The 14,195-nt window shown below is 64.4% G+C and carries 10 protein-coding genes; 3 read left to right on the top strand and 7 right to left on the bottom strand.

The genetic code is table 11. The features are described from left to right. Positions 1–3: 3 nt before the first annotated feature. Positions 4–1,146: an alkaline phosphatase family protein gene (locus tag AB4Y63_RS03920; RefSeq protein ID WP_441789736.1), complete on the bottom strand. Its 1,143-nt coding sequence runs from the start codon at positions 1,144–1,146 to the stop codon at positions 4–6. A gap of 98 nt (positions 1,147–1,244) precedes the next feature. Between AB4Y63_RS03920 and AB4Y63_RS03915 the strand changes: the two genes are divergently transcribed. Further along, positions 1,245–3,719, top strand: a complete 2,475-nt coding sequence (locus tag AB4Y63_RS03915) for a DNA gyrase/topoisomerase IV subunit A (protein WP_441789735.1) — start codon at positions 1,245–1,247, stop codon at positions 3,717–3,719. A gap of 378 nt (positions 3,720–4,097) precedes the next feature. Here the strand turns inward: AB4Y63_RS03915 and AB4Y63_RS03910 are convergent, their stop codons facing one another. After that, complete coding sequence (locus AB4Y63_RS03910) at positions 4,098–6,176, bottom strand: DNA gyrase/topoisomerase IV subunit B (RefSeq protein WP_441789734.1); 2,079 nt, start codon at positions 6,174–6,176, stop codon at positions 4,098–4,100. A gap of 172 nt (positions 6,177–6,348) precedes the next feature. On the opposite strand from AB4Y63_RS03910, the gene AB4Y63_RS03905 reads away from it, so the two are divergent. Next, positions 6,349–6,585, top strand: coding sequence for a DUF7455 domain-containing protein (locus AB4Y63_RS03905; protein ID WP_345062831.1), 237 nt, complete (start codon positions 6,349–6,351; stop codon positions 6,583–6,585). Positions 6,586–6,661: 76 nt separating this feature from the next. Here the strand turns inward: AB4Y63_RS03905 and AB4Y63_RS03900 are convergent, their stop codons facing one another. The 5 genes from AB4Y63_RS03900 to AB4Y63_RS03880 all read right to left on the bottom strand — a co-directional run bounded on the left by AB4Y63_RS03900 (position 6,662) and on the right by AB4Y63_RS03880 (position 12,499). Further along, complete coding sequence (locus AB4Y63_RS03900; RefSeq protein WP_441789733.1) at positions 6,662–7,390, bottom strand: type 1 glutamine amidotransferase; 729 nt, start codon at positions 7,388–7,390, stop codon at positions 6,662–6,664. Then, complete coding sequence (locus AB4Y63_RS03895; protein WP_441789732.1) at positions 7,387–8,652, bottom strand: MurT ligase domain-containing protein; 1,266 nt, start codon at positions 8,650–8,652, stop codon at positions 7,387–7,389. Before AB4Y63_RS03895 ends, AB4Y63_RS03900 begins: the two co-directional genes overlap by 4 nt. A gap of 10 nt (positions 8,653–8,662) precedes the next feature. Beyond that, positions 8,663–9,928: an RNA polymerase sigma factor gene (locus tag AB4Y63_RS03890; protein ID WP_441789731.1), complete on the bottom strand. Its 1,266-nt coding sequence runs from the start codon at positions 9,926–9,928 to the stop codon at positions 8,663–8,665. Positions 9,929–10,171: 243 nt separating this feature from the next. Next, positions 10,172–11,500 carry an MFS transporter gene (locus AB4Y63_RS03885; protein ID WP_441789730.1) on the bottom strand — a complete coding sequence of 443 codons (1,329 nt, stop codon included), beginning with the start codon at positions 11,498–11,500 and terminating at the stop codon, positions 10,172–10,174. A gap of 75 nt (positions 11,501–11,575) precedes the next feature. Further along, positions 11,576–12,499, bottom strand: coding sequence for a proteasome assembly chaperone family protein (locus AB4Y63_RS03880; protein ID WP_441789729.1), 924 nt, complete (start codon positions 12,497–12,499; stop codon positions 11,576–11,578). A gap of 135 nt (positions 12,500–12,634) precedes the next feature. On the opposite strand from AB4Y63_RS03880, the gene AB4Y63_RS03875 reads away from it, so the two are divergent. Continuing rightward, positions 12,635–14,098, top strand: a complete 1,464-nt coding sequence (locus tag AB4Y63_RS03875; protein WP_441789728.1) for a leucyl aminopeptidase — start codon at positions 12,635–12,637, stop codon at positions 14,096–14,098. The last annotated feature ends 97 nt before the right edge of the window (positions 14,099–14,195 follow it).

The following is a 14,195-nucleotide window of genomic DNA, read 5'->3' as shown; positions in this document are numbered from 1 at the left end:
GCCTCAGTTGCTGAAGGCGCCCGCACGAATCAGCGGAACGCGCACCTCGTCATCGGTCATTGAGCCGTGCTGGCCGATCATCTGTCGCGCAGTCTGATTGGGTTCGCGGGAGTCGTAATAGGCGACGAGTTTGCGCGCCGCCACGATTACGTCGCCGATGCGCGGCAGTACCTCGTCGGCGACCGGGCCGAAGAGACCGGATGCGATCGCCTCGTCACGCGTGAACACCCAGGCACGGTCTCCTTCGACGCTGCGCCAGTCCTCGGCCAACGCATCGGCCGCACCGGGCGTCGGAGACTCCAGGTAGAGGTAGAGGCAGCGCGGGTCTCCCCCGATGTGGCGAACTCCCGCAACCAGCTCCGGAACCGTGTCGAAAAGTATGTGCTTGGTGTGCGGCACGTCAATTACACCGTGGTCTGCGGTGAGCAGCAGGCCTTCGTCGGCGCCCAACCCTCCCGCGAAGGCGGCGATCTCGCCGTCGAGGGTTTCGAGGGCCCCCAGCCACTTCGCCGATTCCCAGCCGTGGGCATGGGCGGCTATGTCGAGCTCGGCGACGTAGAGATAGACGAGCGCCCGGTCATTCTCGTCAAGCACTCGCCGGGCCGCGGCGAAGCGGTCGGCAACCGAGTCTGCAGCGACGTAGGTCGCTCCGCGAAGCACCGCCTGGGTGAGGCCCGAGGCGTCGTAGCGTTTGGGCCCGATCACGAACGACGGCACGCCGACATCCGTTGCCTGTTCGAAAACGGTGCGCGCGCGCTGCCAGGTCTCGGGAGGCATTCCCTCATCCCAGCCGTTGATCTGGTTCACCACACGGTCATTGGCTTCATCGAGTACGCGGTAGCCGACCAGGCCGTGCATTCCTGGTTGCGCACCCGTGGTCAGCGCGGCGATGCCGGCCACCGTCGTCGCCGGGAAGACACCTTCGATCACCGAAGTCTTGGTCAGCCTCGACGCAAGAAACCGGGCGTGCCCGGCGCGCGCTTTGATCGAGCTCACGCCGAGCCCGTCAGCGAGCACCACCACGGCCTTGGCCACGGGGGGAAGCCCGAAGGTGTTGGGTTCGCCGCAGATTGCGGCAAGAGAACTTGTCAGAACATCGGCCAGGCGCAGGGCTCCGAATTGGCGGGCCGGTAGAATTGAAGGCATCGGGACAAGTCTTTCACAGCTGTTCCGCACGTCCGCATCTCACCGAAGTGCACAGTGCCTGCCTCACGCACAGCGCACGCCTGAAGCAGAAGTCACGAATGAGCCGCAAAGACAGCACTCCCCCCGCCTCGATTACCGAACGCATTGAAGACGTCGACGTTTCCGTCGAGATGCAAGGCTCGTTCCTGGAATACGCCTACTCAGTGATTTACTCGCGCGCCCTCCCCGACGCGCGAGATGGCCTGAAGCCCGTGCAGCGCCGCATCCTCTACCAGATGAGCGAAATGGGCCTGCGACCAGACAAAGGCCATGTGAAGTCGGCCCGGGTTGTCGGCGAGGTGATGGGCAAGCTGCACCCGCACGGCGACACCGCCATCTACGACACACTCGTGCGCATGGCGCAGGCGTTCACGCTTCGCGTTCCGCTCATCGACGGCCACGGAAACTTCGGCTCGCTCGACGACGGCCCGGCCGCCTCGCGCTACACCGAGGCGCGGCTGGCGGCCCCGGCGCTGGCGATGACCGAGAACCTCGACGAAGACGTCGTGAACTTCGTTCCCAACTATGACAATCAGCTGACCCAGCCCGATGTGCTTCCCGCCGCCTACCCGAACCTGCTGGTCAACGGGGCGAGCGGAATCGCGGTCGGCATGGCCACCAATATGGCCCCGCACAATCTGGTCGAGGTCGTCGGCGCCGCCCGGCACCTGCTCGCGCATCCGAATGCGACGCTCGAAGACCTGATGGAGTTCGTTCCCGGCCCCGATCTGCCCACCGGCGGCACCATCGTCGGGCTGGCCGGCATCAAGGATGCCTACGCGACCGGCCGCGGCAGCTTCAAGACGCGCGCCCGGGTCTCGGTCGAGGCGATCACCGCACGCAAGACCGGGTTGGTCGTGACTGAGCTGCCCTACCTGGTCGGGCCTGAGAAGGTCATCGAGAAGATCAAGGATGGCGTCAACAACAAGAAGCTCAGCGGCATCTCCGATGTCACCGACCTCACCGACCGCACCAAGGGCCTGCGCCTGGTCATCGGCATCAAGACCGGGTTCAGCCCGGAGGCGGTACTCGAGCAGCTCTACCGGGTGACGCCGCTCGAAGACTCGTTCAACATCAATGCCGTCGCACTGGTCGACGGTGGACCACAGACGCTCGGGCTGCGTGAGCTGCTCGTCGTGTATGTCGGCCACCGTATCGAGGTTGTCACCCGCCGGTCCGCCTACCGCCTGGCACGCCGCAAGGAACGTCTGCACCTGGTGCAGGGCCTCCTCATCGCCATCGTCGACATCGACGAGGTCATTCAGGTCATTCGCACCAGTGATGACAGCGAGCAGGCACGGACCCGCCTGATCGACGTGTTCGAGCTCAGCCAGCTTCAGGCGGAGTACATTCTCGAGCTGCGTCTGCGCCGACTCACCCGGTTCTCGCGCATCGAGCTGGAGAGCGAACGTGACCAGTTGCTCGCTGAGATCGCTGCTTTGGAGAAACTGCTCGGAAGCAAGCTGGCAATCCGCAACCTTGTGTCCGACGAGCTGGCGGCGGTTGCCGAGAAGTTCGGCACGCCCCGGCGCACCCTCCTCACCGAAGCCAAGCCGAGCATCGCCGGCGCCGCCTCGAAGCGTGGCGCGGTGGTGCTCGAAGTTCAGGACACCCCGACCCGGGTTTACCTGAGCGTGACCGGGCGCATCGCCCGGGTCGAACTGCATGAGGGCGACGACGCCCAGGCCGACCGCGTCGGCCCCACCAAACGACGCAGCAAGCATGACGCGGTGCTCTCGGTGCTCGACACCACCAGCCGTGCCGAGATCGGTGCGGTCACGAACCTGGGCCGTCTCATCCGGTTCACCCCGGTCGATCTGCCCCTGATGCCACCGACGTCGATTCAGCTTGCGGCCGGCGTCAAGGTTGCCGACTACCTGGCGCTGCCGAATCGAAGCGAAAAGATTCTCGCTCTCGTCTCACTGGAATCTCCGCGCGCGATTGCGCTCGGCACCAAGCAGGGAATCGTCAAGCGCGTCACCCCCGGCGATTGGGCCAACAAGCCCGATTTCGAGATCATCGCTCTGAAGCCGAAAGACGAAGTCATCGGAGCCGTTCAGGGCGGTGACGACGACGAGTTCGTCTTCGTCGCCTCCGACTCTCAGCTCTTGCGCTTCCCCGCGTCAGGCGTGCGGCCGCAAGGGCGTGCGGCCGGCGGCATGGCGGGCATCAAGCTGGCAGCGGATGCCCAGGTCGTGTTCTTCACCAGCCTGAGCCCCGAGGAGGCGGAGACCGCGGTCGTCGCCACCGTCGCGATCGGCAGCCAGACGCTACTGGGCATTGATCCCGGCAGCGCCAAGGTGTCGGAGTTCACCGAGTACCCGGCCAAGGGCCGGGCGACGGGCGGCGTGCGGTCGCAGCGTTTCCTCAAGGGCGAAGACACCCTGGCTCTGGCCTGGGTCGGTCCGGCACCGGCGCACGCGGTGGCTCTCGACGGAACACCCCGCGCACTTCCCGAATCGGGCGCACGCCGTGACGCCTCAGGAACCATGCTCGACGCCGTTGTCGGCGCGATCGGTGCAGCACTGAGCTAGGCTGCGCAACCGGTGAATTGTGAAGAGCCCGCCTCGTTGAGGCGGGCTCTTCATCGTCCCGCGCGACTGGCAGCCACGAGCCCCCACCCTTCTCGGCGCGGTGTATCCCCGCAGGCGCGCGGTCTACCCCTCGCCCAGCGGGATAGACCGCGCCGGGGCTGTGCGGCACCGGTCGACGCGGGGCGGCCGCTCAGCGCAGAACAGCCGGAGCGGCGAAGTCGGCCCCGGTGAGTTGCCCCGCAAGAAGCAACGTGAGGCGCAGCGAGGAAAGCAGCGATACCGCGCACTGAGAAGTGACGCTCAGAATGACGAAGTGCCGTGCTCGCGGGGCTGAGAAACCCTGTGAGCACGGCACTGTGTATCCGTGCGTGTTGCCGCCTAGACGTCGATGCGGTCCCTCGACATCGTCGCCGAGCTGTCGATGATGAACTCCTTGCGGGGAGCAACTTCGTTGCCCATCAGAAGCTCGAACATGGCACCGGCGGCCTCTGCGTCAGAAACCTGAACGCGGCGCAGGGTGCGGTGTGCACGTTCCATGGTGGTTGTCGCCAGCTGATCGGCATCCATCTCGCCGAGGCCCTTGTACCGCTGGATCGGGTCTTGGTAGCGCTTTCCGCTGCGCTTCAACCCCGCGAGAACGCCCTGAAGTTCGGCTTCGGAATAGGTGTAGATCGTCTCGTTGGGCTTGGATCCCGGGTTCATCACCACGACCCGGTGCAACGGTGGCACCGCAGCGAAGACACGACCGTCTTCAATCATCGGGCGCATGTACCTGAAGAACAGGGTGAGCAGCAGGGTGCGGATGTGGGCGCCGTCGACGTCGGCGTCGCTCATGATGATGATCCGCCCGTAGCGCGCTGCAGACAGATCGAAGCTGCGCCCCGACCCGGCCCCGATCACCTGGATGATCGACGCACACTCGGCGTTGCTGAGCATGTCGGAGACGGATGCCTTCTGCACGTTCAGGATCTTGCCGCGGATCGGCAGCAACGCCTGGTGCTCGCTGTCGCGCGCCAGCTTCGCCGTGCCGAGCGCCGAGTCACCCTCGACGATGAACAGCTCACTGGTGGCGACGTCGTTGCTGCGGCAATCGACGAGCTTGGCCGGAAGCGACGAGCTCTCGAGCGCGTTCTTGCGGCGCTGCGTCTCTTTGTGCGCACGCGCTGAGATGCGCGACTTCATTTCGGCGACGATCTTGTCGAGCACGAGGGCGGACTGCGCCTTGTCGTCACGCTTGCTCGAGGTGAAGCGTTCGTTCATCGTCTTCGCGATGACGTTGGCCACGATCGCGCGCACGGCCGGGGTGCCGAGAACCTCTTTGGTCTGACCTTCGAACTGCGGCTCAGGCAGACGCACGGTGAGCACGGCCGTCAAACCGGCCAGCACGTCGTCTTTCTCCAGCTTGTCGGAACCCACCTTGAGCCGGCGGGCATTCTTCTCGACCTCGGCACGCAGAAACTTGAGGAGCCCGGCCTCGAAGCCGGCCTGGTGGGTGCCGCCCTTGGGCGTTGCGATGATGTTGACGAAGCTGCGGACGACAGTGTCGTAGCCGGTTCCCCACCGCAACGCGATGTCGACATGGCAATCGCGCTTCAGCTCGGTCGGCACCATCGTGCCGGAGTCGGTGAGCACGGGAACCGTCTCGGTGAAGTGGCCGTCACCGGTCAGGCGCCAGGTGTCAGTGAGCGGGGCATCCGTCGCCAGGTGATCGACGAACTCTGAGATGCCGCCCTCGAACTTGAACGATTCGTGGATCGGCTCCTCAGCACGGAGGTCGTCGATTTCGATGGCCAGCCCCGGCACAAGGAAAGCCGTCTGACGCGCACGGGCGAGAAGCTCATCGTTTTGGAAGGTCGCGCCCTTGGTGAAGATCTGGCGATCAGCCCAGTAACGGATGCGTGTGCCGGTGACCCCCTTCTTCACCTTTCCGATGACACGCAGCTCGCTCTTCTTCTCGAACGGCGTGAACGGGGCATCTGGGCTCTTCTCGCCCGTGTCGGCGAAGTTGCCGGGCTCGCCGCGGTGGAACGACATCGCATAGGTCTTGCCGTCACGGTCGACCTCGACGTCGAGGCGCTCGGACAGGGCGTTGACCACCGAGGCGCCCACACCGTGCAGTCCGCCGGATGCGGCGTAGGACCCGCTGCCGAACTTTCCGCCGGCGTGAAGCTTGGTGAAGACCACTTCGACACCCGTCAGGCCGGTCTTCGGCTCGATGTCGACGGGGATGCCGCGCGCCGTGTCACGTACCTCAACGCTTTGGTCGGGGTGCAGCACGATATCGATGCTGTTGCCGTGTCCGGCCAGCGCCTCGTCGACCGAGTTGTCGATGACTTCCCAGAGACAGTGCATGAGTCCCCGCGAGTCGGTTGACCCGATGTACATGCCGGGACGTTTGCGAACTGCTTCGAGACCCTCAAGGACCGAAAGGTGGCGTGCGGAATAGTCAGAACTCACAACGGTTAACACTACTGAACAAGCCTGACACTGCCCGGCTGACACTCCTTGCCGTTACTACGCGGTCAGCGAAATAACAGCCAGAATGCTCGCTGGGAAGGCAAAGGCGTGTTTTGATTGAGTATCAGCCTTAAAGCTTGGGTTTCAGGCTTCGCAACTGGAGGAGGAGAACATGTCCCAGATCGCCACCGATAATGGTGCCGTCGACCAGCAGGGCGCCCCCCACCAGCTCACCGCAGCCGACCGCTGCGACGCTTGTGGCGCCCAGGCCTACATTCGGGTCGTCGTGAACAACAGTGAACTGCTGTTCTGCGCGCACCACGGTCGTAAGCACCAGGAGAAGCTGTCGGCAATCGCCGAGAGCTGGCACGACGAGTCGAGCCGACTCCTCGAAGACCAGCGCTCCTAGAACGCTCAGCTCCTACAGAGCTCAATCAGCCAAGCACCGGAACACCGGAGCTTGGCTGATTACTTTTAACGGCTCGTTACTCAGCAGCCTGAGCGAGACGCACTGCAATTTGATTGCGTGCGGCTTGCGCCATTTCATCGGCAAAAGCTGCGTCGTCGCCGCGGCGGTAGGACGCACCGTGCCGGGCCGCCATGATCTCCAGTAGGTGATCGGCAAACTGCGGGTTTCGGGCGAGCACCGGACCGTGGAGGTGGGTTCCGAAGAACTCCCCCATCACCAGGCCTTCGAAACCGGCACCGTTTCCGGTGCCGGACAGCACTCGTCCGAGCGGCGAACCTTCGGCGCCGACATAGTCGCGCGCGTGGTTCTCGAACCCGATCAAACGGCCGTACTTAGTCTTCACGATGAGGTCGTCGGTCACCCGCTCCGTGCGCGGAACAGCGCGGCCGGCGACGAGACCCAGGCCTTCGATTACCGGGCCATCGGCTTGTTCGATGCCCCAGCTGAGCAGTTCCCAGCCGGTGCCGACCGCAAGGATCGGAACCCCGCCCGTCGACCACGCGCGAAACTCGTCCGTCATCGTGGCCAGGATGTCCCGCGCCACGGCCAGGTCGCCATCGGTTCCCGAACCGACGACAACCGCATCGACGATCGATGGGAGATCGGCCGCGGTGCGCACCTCGACGACGTTCGCCTGGAAGCCCGCCCACTCGGCCCGGCGGCGGAGCACGCGAGCATTCGCCGCATCCCCGTTCGTGCCGAGAAGTTCAGGCAGCACCGAAACAATGGTCAGCGACGTGGTCATGACGGCTCCTCGTCGTTGGAAGTCAACCCGAGATGCGCACGCGTGCGGCGCATCGAGTCGGCGGAGAAGATGATTGTCTTCAGCCCGTGAGCCGGGTCGGGAAGAGCAAGGAACGCGTCGAGCGCCTGACCGAGATCGGGTTCCACCCGATCAACGGAGACGCCGTCGTAGGCCAGCTGCAGGGCAATGTCAGAGGCCTTAGAACCTGAGGCGAGCAGCACGTGACCGAGCCCCGACGTGTCGACCGGCCAGAAGTAAGACGGGTCGCGCACATCCGAACCGATGGCGATCATGATCTGTTCGGTGCCGGGTTCCAGGCTGTCCACGTTGAGCTGAAAACTCGCTGGGTTCTGAACCAACACGAACTCGACCATGCGCCCACGCACCGAGACGATCTCCCCACGCCCGAAGACCGGAGGGATCGCCGAGATGGCCGCCAGCGCGACGACCGGATCGAACCGCTCACCGAGAGCCGAGCGCGCGGTGGCCAATGCCGTGGCGGCGTCGACCGCATAGTGAGTGCCACGGGCCGGCAGTGTGAACGAATAGGTGCGACCATCGAGATTCAACTGGGCATCGCGGCCCTTCACCCGGGTGAGCACAACGCCCTCCCCCGCCGGCAACCGGTCGCGGGCCGTTTGGGTGTAGCCGAGGCCGCGCGGGTTCTGGTCCAGCACCTCGGCGCTGACGCCGTACCGGTCGACCCGGACACCACTCAGCCGGTCACCGAGTTCGACAAGGTATTGGTCGTCGCTATTCAGCACGACCGCCTCGGTCGCCCGAGCCGCAATTTTCGYGAGCATCGTCGCGACCATTTCAGAATCGTGAAAACGATCGATCTGATCGACCATCACATTGGTCAAGGCGACGACCCGCGGCGTGAGTGATGCGGAGATCAAGGCGCCATGGCCTTCATCCATCTCGAGCACGGCGATGTCGCCGTCGATGCGACCGGCGAGCGACACCTGCTCAAGCAGCGCCGAGGTCAGGCCCTGGCTGATATTGGCCGTGGAGGGGTTCGTAAAGACACTGACCCCGTGCGCGCGCAGAGCCGCAACGAGCATCTTCGTCGTCGTCGACTTGCCACTCGAACCCGTCACGATGACGAGCCCTCCGGGAAAGCTGTTCAGGGTGCGCGGAAGGAATCCGGGCGCAATCGCATTGACGACCACGCCCGGAATCGCCGAGCCACCACCCGGTTTACGCCACCGGGCAAGCTTCCTGACGACCCTGCCAATGAGGATCGCCGGGGCATATCGCACCCCGTCGCTCCTACTCGAGGTAGTCGCGCAGTGACTGCGAACGCGACGGGTGACGCAGCTTGGCCATGGTCTTCGACTCGATCTGACGGATGCGTTCGCGTGTGACGCCGAACGTGTCGCCGATCTGGTCGAGCGTCTTCGGCATGCCGTCGCCGAGACCGAAACGCATACGGATCACGCCGGCTTCACGCTCGGACAGCGAGTCAAGCAGGCTCTCCAGCTGCTTCTGCAGCATGGTGAACCCGACAGCGTCGGCCGGAACGACGGCTTCGGTGTCTTCGATCAAGTCACCGAATTCGCTGTCACCGTCTTCACCCAACGGAGTGTGCAGTGAAATCGGCTCGCGACCGTACTTCTGCACCTCGACGACCTTTTCAGGCGTCATGTCGAGTTCGCGGCTCAGCTCCTCAGGCGTGGGTTCGCGACCCAGGTCCTGCAGCATCTGACGCTGAACACGGGCCAGCTTGTTGATGACCTCGACCATGTGCACCGGGATGCGGATGGTGCGGGCCTGGTCGGCCATGGCGCGGGTGATGGCCTGACGGATCCACCAGGTGGCGTAGGTGGAGAACTTGAAGCCCTTGGTGTAGTCGAACTTCTCGACGGCACGGATGAGGCCCAGGTTTCCTTCCTGGATCAGGTCGAGGAACTGCATCCCGCGGCCGGTGTAGCGCTTGGCCAGCGAGACGACGAGGCGCAGGTTGGCACCGAGGAGGTGGCTCTTCGCGCGGGCGCCATCTTTAGCCACCCACTGGAGTTCGCGCCCGAGCGGGCTCTTCTTCTCGGCATCGGTCATGACCGACAGCTTGTCTTCGGCGAACAGGCCGGCCTCGATACGCATGGCCAGCTCAACTTCTTCGGCCGCGTTCAGCAGGGCGACCTTACCGATCTGCTTCAGGTAGTCCTTGACAGGGTCGGCCGTCGCACCGGTGATGGCACTCGAGTAGACCGGAACCTCGTCGTCGTCATCAACGAGCGAAAGCACGAGTGCGCCAGTCGGAAGCGGCTCGGTCGAGACCGGACGCTTGGTGCCGTCTTCATCGTCATCGGCGAACGCGTCGTCGGCGGCAACCGGCTCGACAACTTCTTCGTCGTCGGCCTTCTTGGAAGCGCGCTTGCGCGGGGCTGCAGTTGCGGCCTTCTTCACTGCGGCAGTCTTGGGTGCAGCTGCCTTGGCCGGAGCCTTGGTTGCAGCGGCTTTGGTCGCGGGAGTCTTGACAGCGGACTCCTTGCTCTCAGTGGTCTCCGTCGCTTCTGACTTTGCGGGGGTTGCCATTCGAACACCTCTCATGCTGGGTTGGTGCACTGGCCAGTTCCTCAGCCTGCTCGCAACCCGCTAAAACGAGCGGATTGTGATCAAGCAGTTGAATTTGGGCAGTACAAGGACCCATGTCAAGTCCGGGGCGCTGCAACGAGGCAACGCATGCTTTGACGCTGGCGTCAAAAACTCCGGAACCAGAACGGGTCCTGTTCTCAATTATTGCACGGTTTGGCGGGGGAACAAGCCACTTTGTTCGCCTCAGGCCTTGCGCCGACGCCACCTTCGTGAGAGTGCAACCCAGATCGGTGCCACTTCTATTCCCTCGTCGCGGGAAAGTCCCCTGCGGGTACGGCGCCGCGCACTCACCAAAAAGAAGACGCCGATCCCGATCACCAGGTATTGCACGGCAAACGCGACACGGAATGCGTCGAGCGCGTACAGGTCGCTGGCTTGACCGCCGGCGACGCGCCATCCGTCTTGCAGGTCGAGCAGCACACCGATCAGAAACATCGACACGAAACTGGCGGTGAAGCCGCCCACATTCACGACGCCATTCGCGGCGCCCAGGCTGCGTTGCGGGTTGAACGTGCGCGCGAAGTCGAAACCGATGAGCGAACCGGGGCCCCCGATGCCGAGAACCACAAGCAGCAGGGCAATCAGCCAGACCGGCGGCACGGTCGGCCAGAGCAGCACCACGGCCCAGGCCAGCCCAATCGCCGTCACAATGCCGAGCACAATGTTGCTGCGTCGCAGCGGATACCGGGCGGACAGCAGCCCGAGGATCGGGCCGAAGACGAGACCTGACCCCACCAAAATCGTGAGCATCGCCGCTGCGAAGTGCGGCTCATAGCCCAGCCCGAACACCATGAACGGAAAACCCCAGAGCAGGCTGAACACGGTGCCCGACGATTGGGTGACGTAGTGCGACCAGAAACCCAGTTGGGTGCCCGGACGCTTGAAACTGTGCCGCAGTTGGGTGACCGCGACATGCCAGCTGTTGGCCCTAGGGTGTTCTTCGGAATCGGCGGGCCGGTCCTTGATGACAAGGATGACGGCGATCAAGGCGACCACCGCGACGGATGCCGCCGAGAGGAACGCGGGTGTCCACCCCCACTCCGACAGCACCCAGGCGAGTGGAATTGCCGAGAGCACCTGACCGAGTTGGCCGATCTGGCCCATCCACTGCGATAACTGCGGAACGATTCGGCCGGTGAACCACGAACTGATCAACCGGATCACTGAGATGAAGATCATCGCATCGCCGGCGCCGACCAGGATGCGTCCGATCACCGCGATGGTGATGCTCGGCGCAAAGGCCAGGGCCATCTGACCGACGACCATCAGCGCGGTGCCCGTGATAATCAGCACGCGCGGCCCATACCGGTCGATCAGAACGCCGACGGGAATCTGCATCGCCGCGTAAACGATCAGTTGCACGACGGCGAGGCTGGACAGCACTGCGGCCGAACCGCCGAACCGCTCGGTGGCGGCGACGCCGGCAATGCCCATCGAGGTGCGTTGCAGTACAGCAGAGAGGTACGCGAACGATCCGAGGGAGAAGATAAGCCAGGATCGAGAAGAGTTCACTCATCCCAACCTACCGCCCGGTTCAGCACCCCCCTGACGGCGAGGCGGCTGTGGGAGCGTCAGAGGCCTGTGCGGCTAGAGCGGCGAGCCGTCATCTTTATTGCGTCGGATCGCGAGGAACTTCTCCAGCTCCGCGGCAATTTCGTCGGCCGTGGGAAGCTCGCCGTCTTCGTCGGTGAGCGGCGAACGCAGCGTGCTGCCCTCCATGTAGGAGTCGTAGCGCTGTTCGAGCGTGCCGACCAGCTTCGCGAGTTCGGGGTTGTCCGCCACCTGCTCGTCGATCCGCTCAATGAACTCCCGGTTCTTTTCGCGCAGGTGATCGGTCGGGAAGATGAGGCCCGTCGCCGCACTCGTGCTTTCGAGCGCCGACAAGGCGGCGAACGGAAACTCGGTGTCGGCCAGATAGTGAGGAATCAGCAACACGAAACCGACGGCCGACGCGTCAGACTCGAGCAGCCGGTACTCGACCAGGTGCAGCACGTTTGCAGGCACCTGCGTGTGGGGGCGCCAGACCGACATGCTCTCCACCAGGTCTGAGCGGCTACCGCTGACGGTGACACCGATCGGGCGCGTGTGCGGCACCGGCATCGGGATGGCGTGCACCCACGTGGTCGACGAGATGGTGAAGCGTTCGACCAGTTGAAGAATCGCAGCAGTGAACTGTTCCCACCGAAAATCGGGCTCGTAGCCGGCGAGCAGCAGGAACTGCTGCCCGACCTCGTCTCGCGCCAGATACAGGCTGAGGGTCGGCGGCTGGTAATCGCTGAGGTGATCCTGATCGAAATAGATGATCGGGCGACGCGCCCGGTAGTCGAGAAGCACATCGGCATCGAATCTGGCGACCACGGTGTTCGGAAGCGCACCGAGCAAATATTCGGTGAACTGCGAAACTGCACCACCTGCATCCGCGAAACCCGTCAACCCGGCGACGAGATGCAGGCCCTCGGGGATGCCGGCGGCGGCATCGGTCAGTTCGTAGAGGTCACCTGGATCACGCATGCATTAACTCTAGGCCGCGCCCTCTCGAAGCAAACTGAAAAGCGGTCTTGGCGATAGTGCCGAGAGCGAACAACTGACGGAGCGAGCGGGACGGTCGGGAACGGAGCACCGACGCCCGGTGATTAGCATTGACCTATGGTTCTCCCGTCGTTGACACTGTCCACCCAGCCCGCTGTCGATTCAGTCGCCGAAATTCTCGTGCTCGCCGCGGTCAGTACTCCCGACGGGCCAACATTGGTCGCCGACCCCGCCTTCGCCGGGCTGGCCGAGCATTTCACCGCTCTCGGCGTCACAGGTCGCCGTGACGAGGTCGTCCGGCTTCCCGCGACAATCGGCGCGGCCGGCGCCATCGCCATTGTCGGAATCGGCACCGTGATGACGCCGGATGCGCTCCGCCTGGCTGCAGGCTCGGCCGTGCGTCAGCTGACCGGTGCTGACCACCTCGCCTTTGCACTCCCCCTGGCCGATGAACAGCAGCTCGACGCCCTGTTGGAGGGCGCACTGCTCGGCGCCTATTCCTTCACCGAATACCGCACCACTTCCCTGGCCGACGCCAAGCTCAGCGCTACACGCATCGACGTTCACTCCACGCTCGGCAATCAGGACTCCGTCGCTCACGCACTGGCGATCGCCGAGGCGATGCAACTGGTCAAGGACCTCGTCAACACCCCGCCCTCCGACCTGTTCCCGCAGTCACTCGCCGAACGCTCAGAGGCTGCGGCGCGCGATTTGCCGATCGACGTGACGATCTGGGACGAGGCAGCCCTGGCCGCCGACGGTTTCGGCGGCATCCTGGGCGTCGGCCAGGGGTCGACGCGGCCCCCACGTTTGGTGAAGGTCAGCTACTCCCCCGCCGATGCCTCCCGCCACTTGGCGCTCGTGGGCAAGGGAATCACGTTCGACACCGGCGGCCTGTCGCTGAAGCCCGCGGCCTCGATGGTCGGCATGAAGTACGACATGACCGGCGCTGCGACAGTTCTGGCTGTGGCAGTCGCCGCAGCGAAGCTCGCCCTTCCGGTGCGCATCACCGCCTGGTTGTGCATCGCCGAGAACATGCCGTCGGGCACCGCGACTCGTCCGGAAGATGTTCTGCGTATCCGCGGTGGGCGCACCGTCGAGGTGCTGAACACGGATGCCGAGGGCCGCCTTGTTCTGGCCGACGGCTTGGTCGCCGCGGCTGAAGAGAAGCCGGACGCCATCGTCGACGTCGCGACGCTGACCGGTGCGGCGACGGTCGCACTCGGCACGCGCTACTTCGCGGCAATGGGCGACACCACCTTGGTCGACCAGGTGCTCGCGGCCAGCACGGCAACGGGCGAGCTCGCCTGGCCGATGCCGTTGCCCGACGAATTGCGGGCACTGCTCAACTCCGATGTGGCGGACATCGCCAACGCGAAAATCGGAAACAAAGCTGCCGGGATGCTCCTGGCCGCCGTGTTTCTCCGGGAGTTCACCGACGCGACGATTCCGTGGGCTCACCTGGACATCGCCGGAAGCGCCCAGAACGAAGGCGGAGCATGGGGCTTCACGAAGCCGGGACCGACCGGTGTTTCTGTGCGTGCCCTGATCAGACTGGCCGAGGACTTTTCTCGCCCGTAGTACAGTCGTAGAGGCAAGAATATCTTGCCGCAGAAGGCCCGCCATGTAGATCATGAATCCGTTGGCGGAGTCGTAGCTGAATTCGTAATGCGCGAGG

Origin of the sequence: Leifsonia sp. YAF41 (assembly GCF_052113185.1) — a bacterium.
GTDB lineage: Bacteria > Actinomycetota > Actinomycetes > Actinomycetales > Microbacteriaceae > Cryobacterium.
This window is presented reverse-complemented; position numbering and strand designations above follow the sequence as displayed.

Bases quoted from the DNA above. Each gene is read 5' to 3' on its own strand.
- AB4Y63_RS03920 (WP_441789736.1), bottom strand. From the start codon at position 1,146: ATGCCTTCAATTCTACCGGCCCGCCAATTCGGAGCCCTGCGCCTGGCC.
- AB4Y63_RS03915 (WP_441789735.1), top strand. From the start codon at position 1,245: ATGAGCCGCAAAGACAGCACTCCCCCCGCCTCGATTACCGAACGCATT.
- AB4Y63_RS03905 (WP_345062831.1), top strand. From the start codon at position 6,349: ATGTCCCAGATCGCCACCGATAATGGTGCCGTCGACCAGCAGGGCGCC.
- AB4Y63_RS03900 (WP_441789733.1), bottom strand. From the start codon at position 7,390: ATGACCACGTCGCTGACCATTGTTTCGGTGCTGCCTGAACTTCTCGGC.
- AB4Y63_RS03890 (WP_441789731.1), bottom strand. From the start codon at position 9,928: ATGGCAACCCCCGCAAAGTCAGAAGCGACGGAGACCACTGAGAGCAAG.
- AB4Y63_RS03880 (WP_441789729.1), bottom strand. From the start codon at position 12,499: ATGCGTGATCCAGGTGACCTCTACGAACTGACCGATGCCGCCGCCGGC.
- AB4Y63_RS03875 (WP_441789728.1), top strand. From the start codon at position 12,635: ATGGTTCTCCCGTCGTTGACACTGTCCACCCAGCCCGCTGTCGATTCA.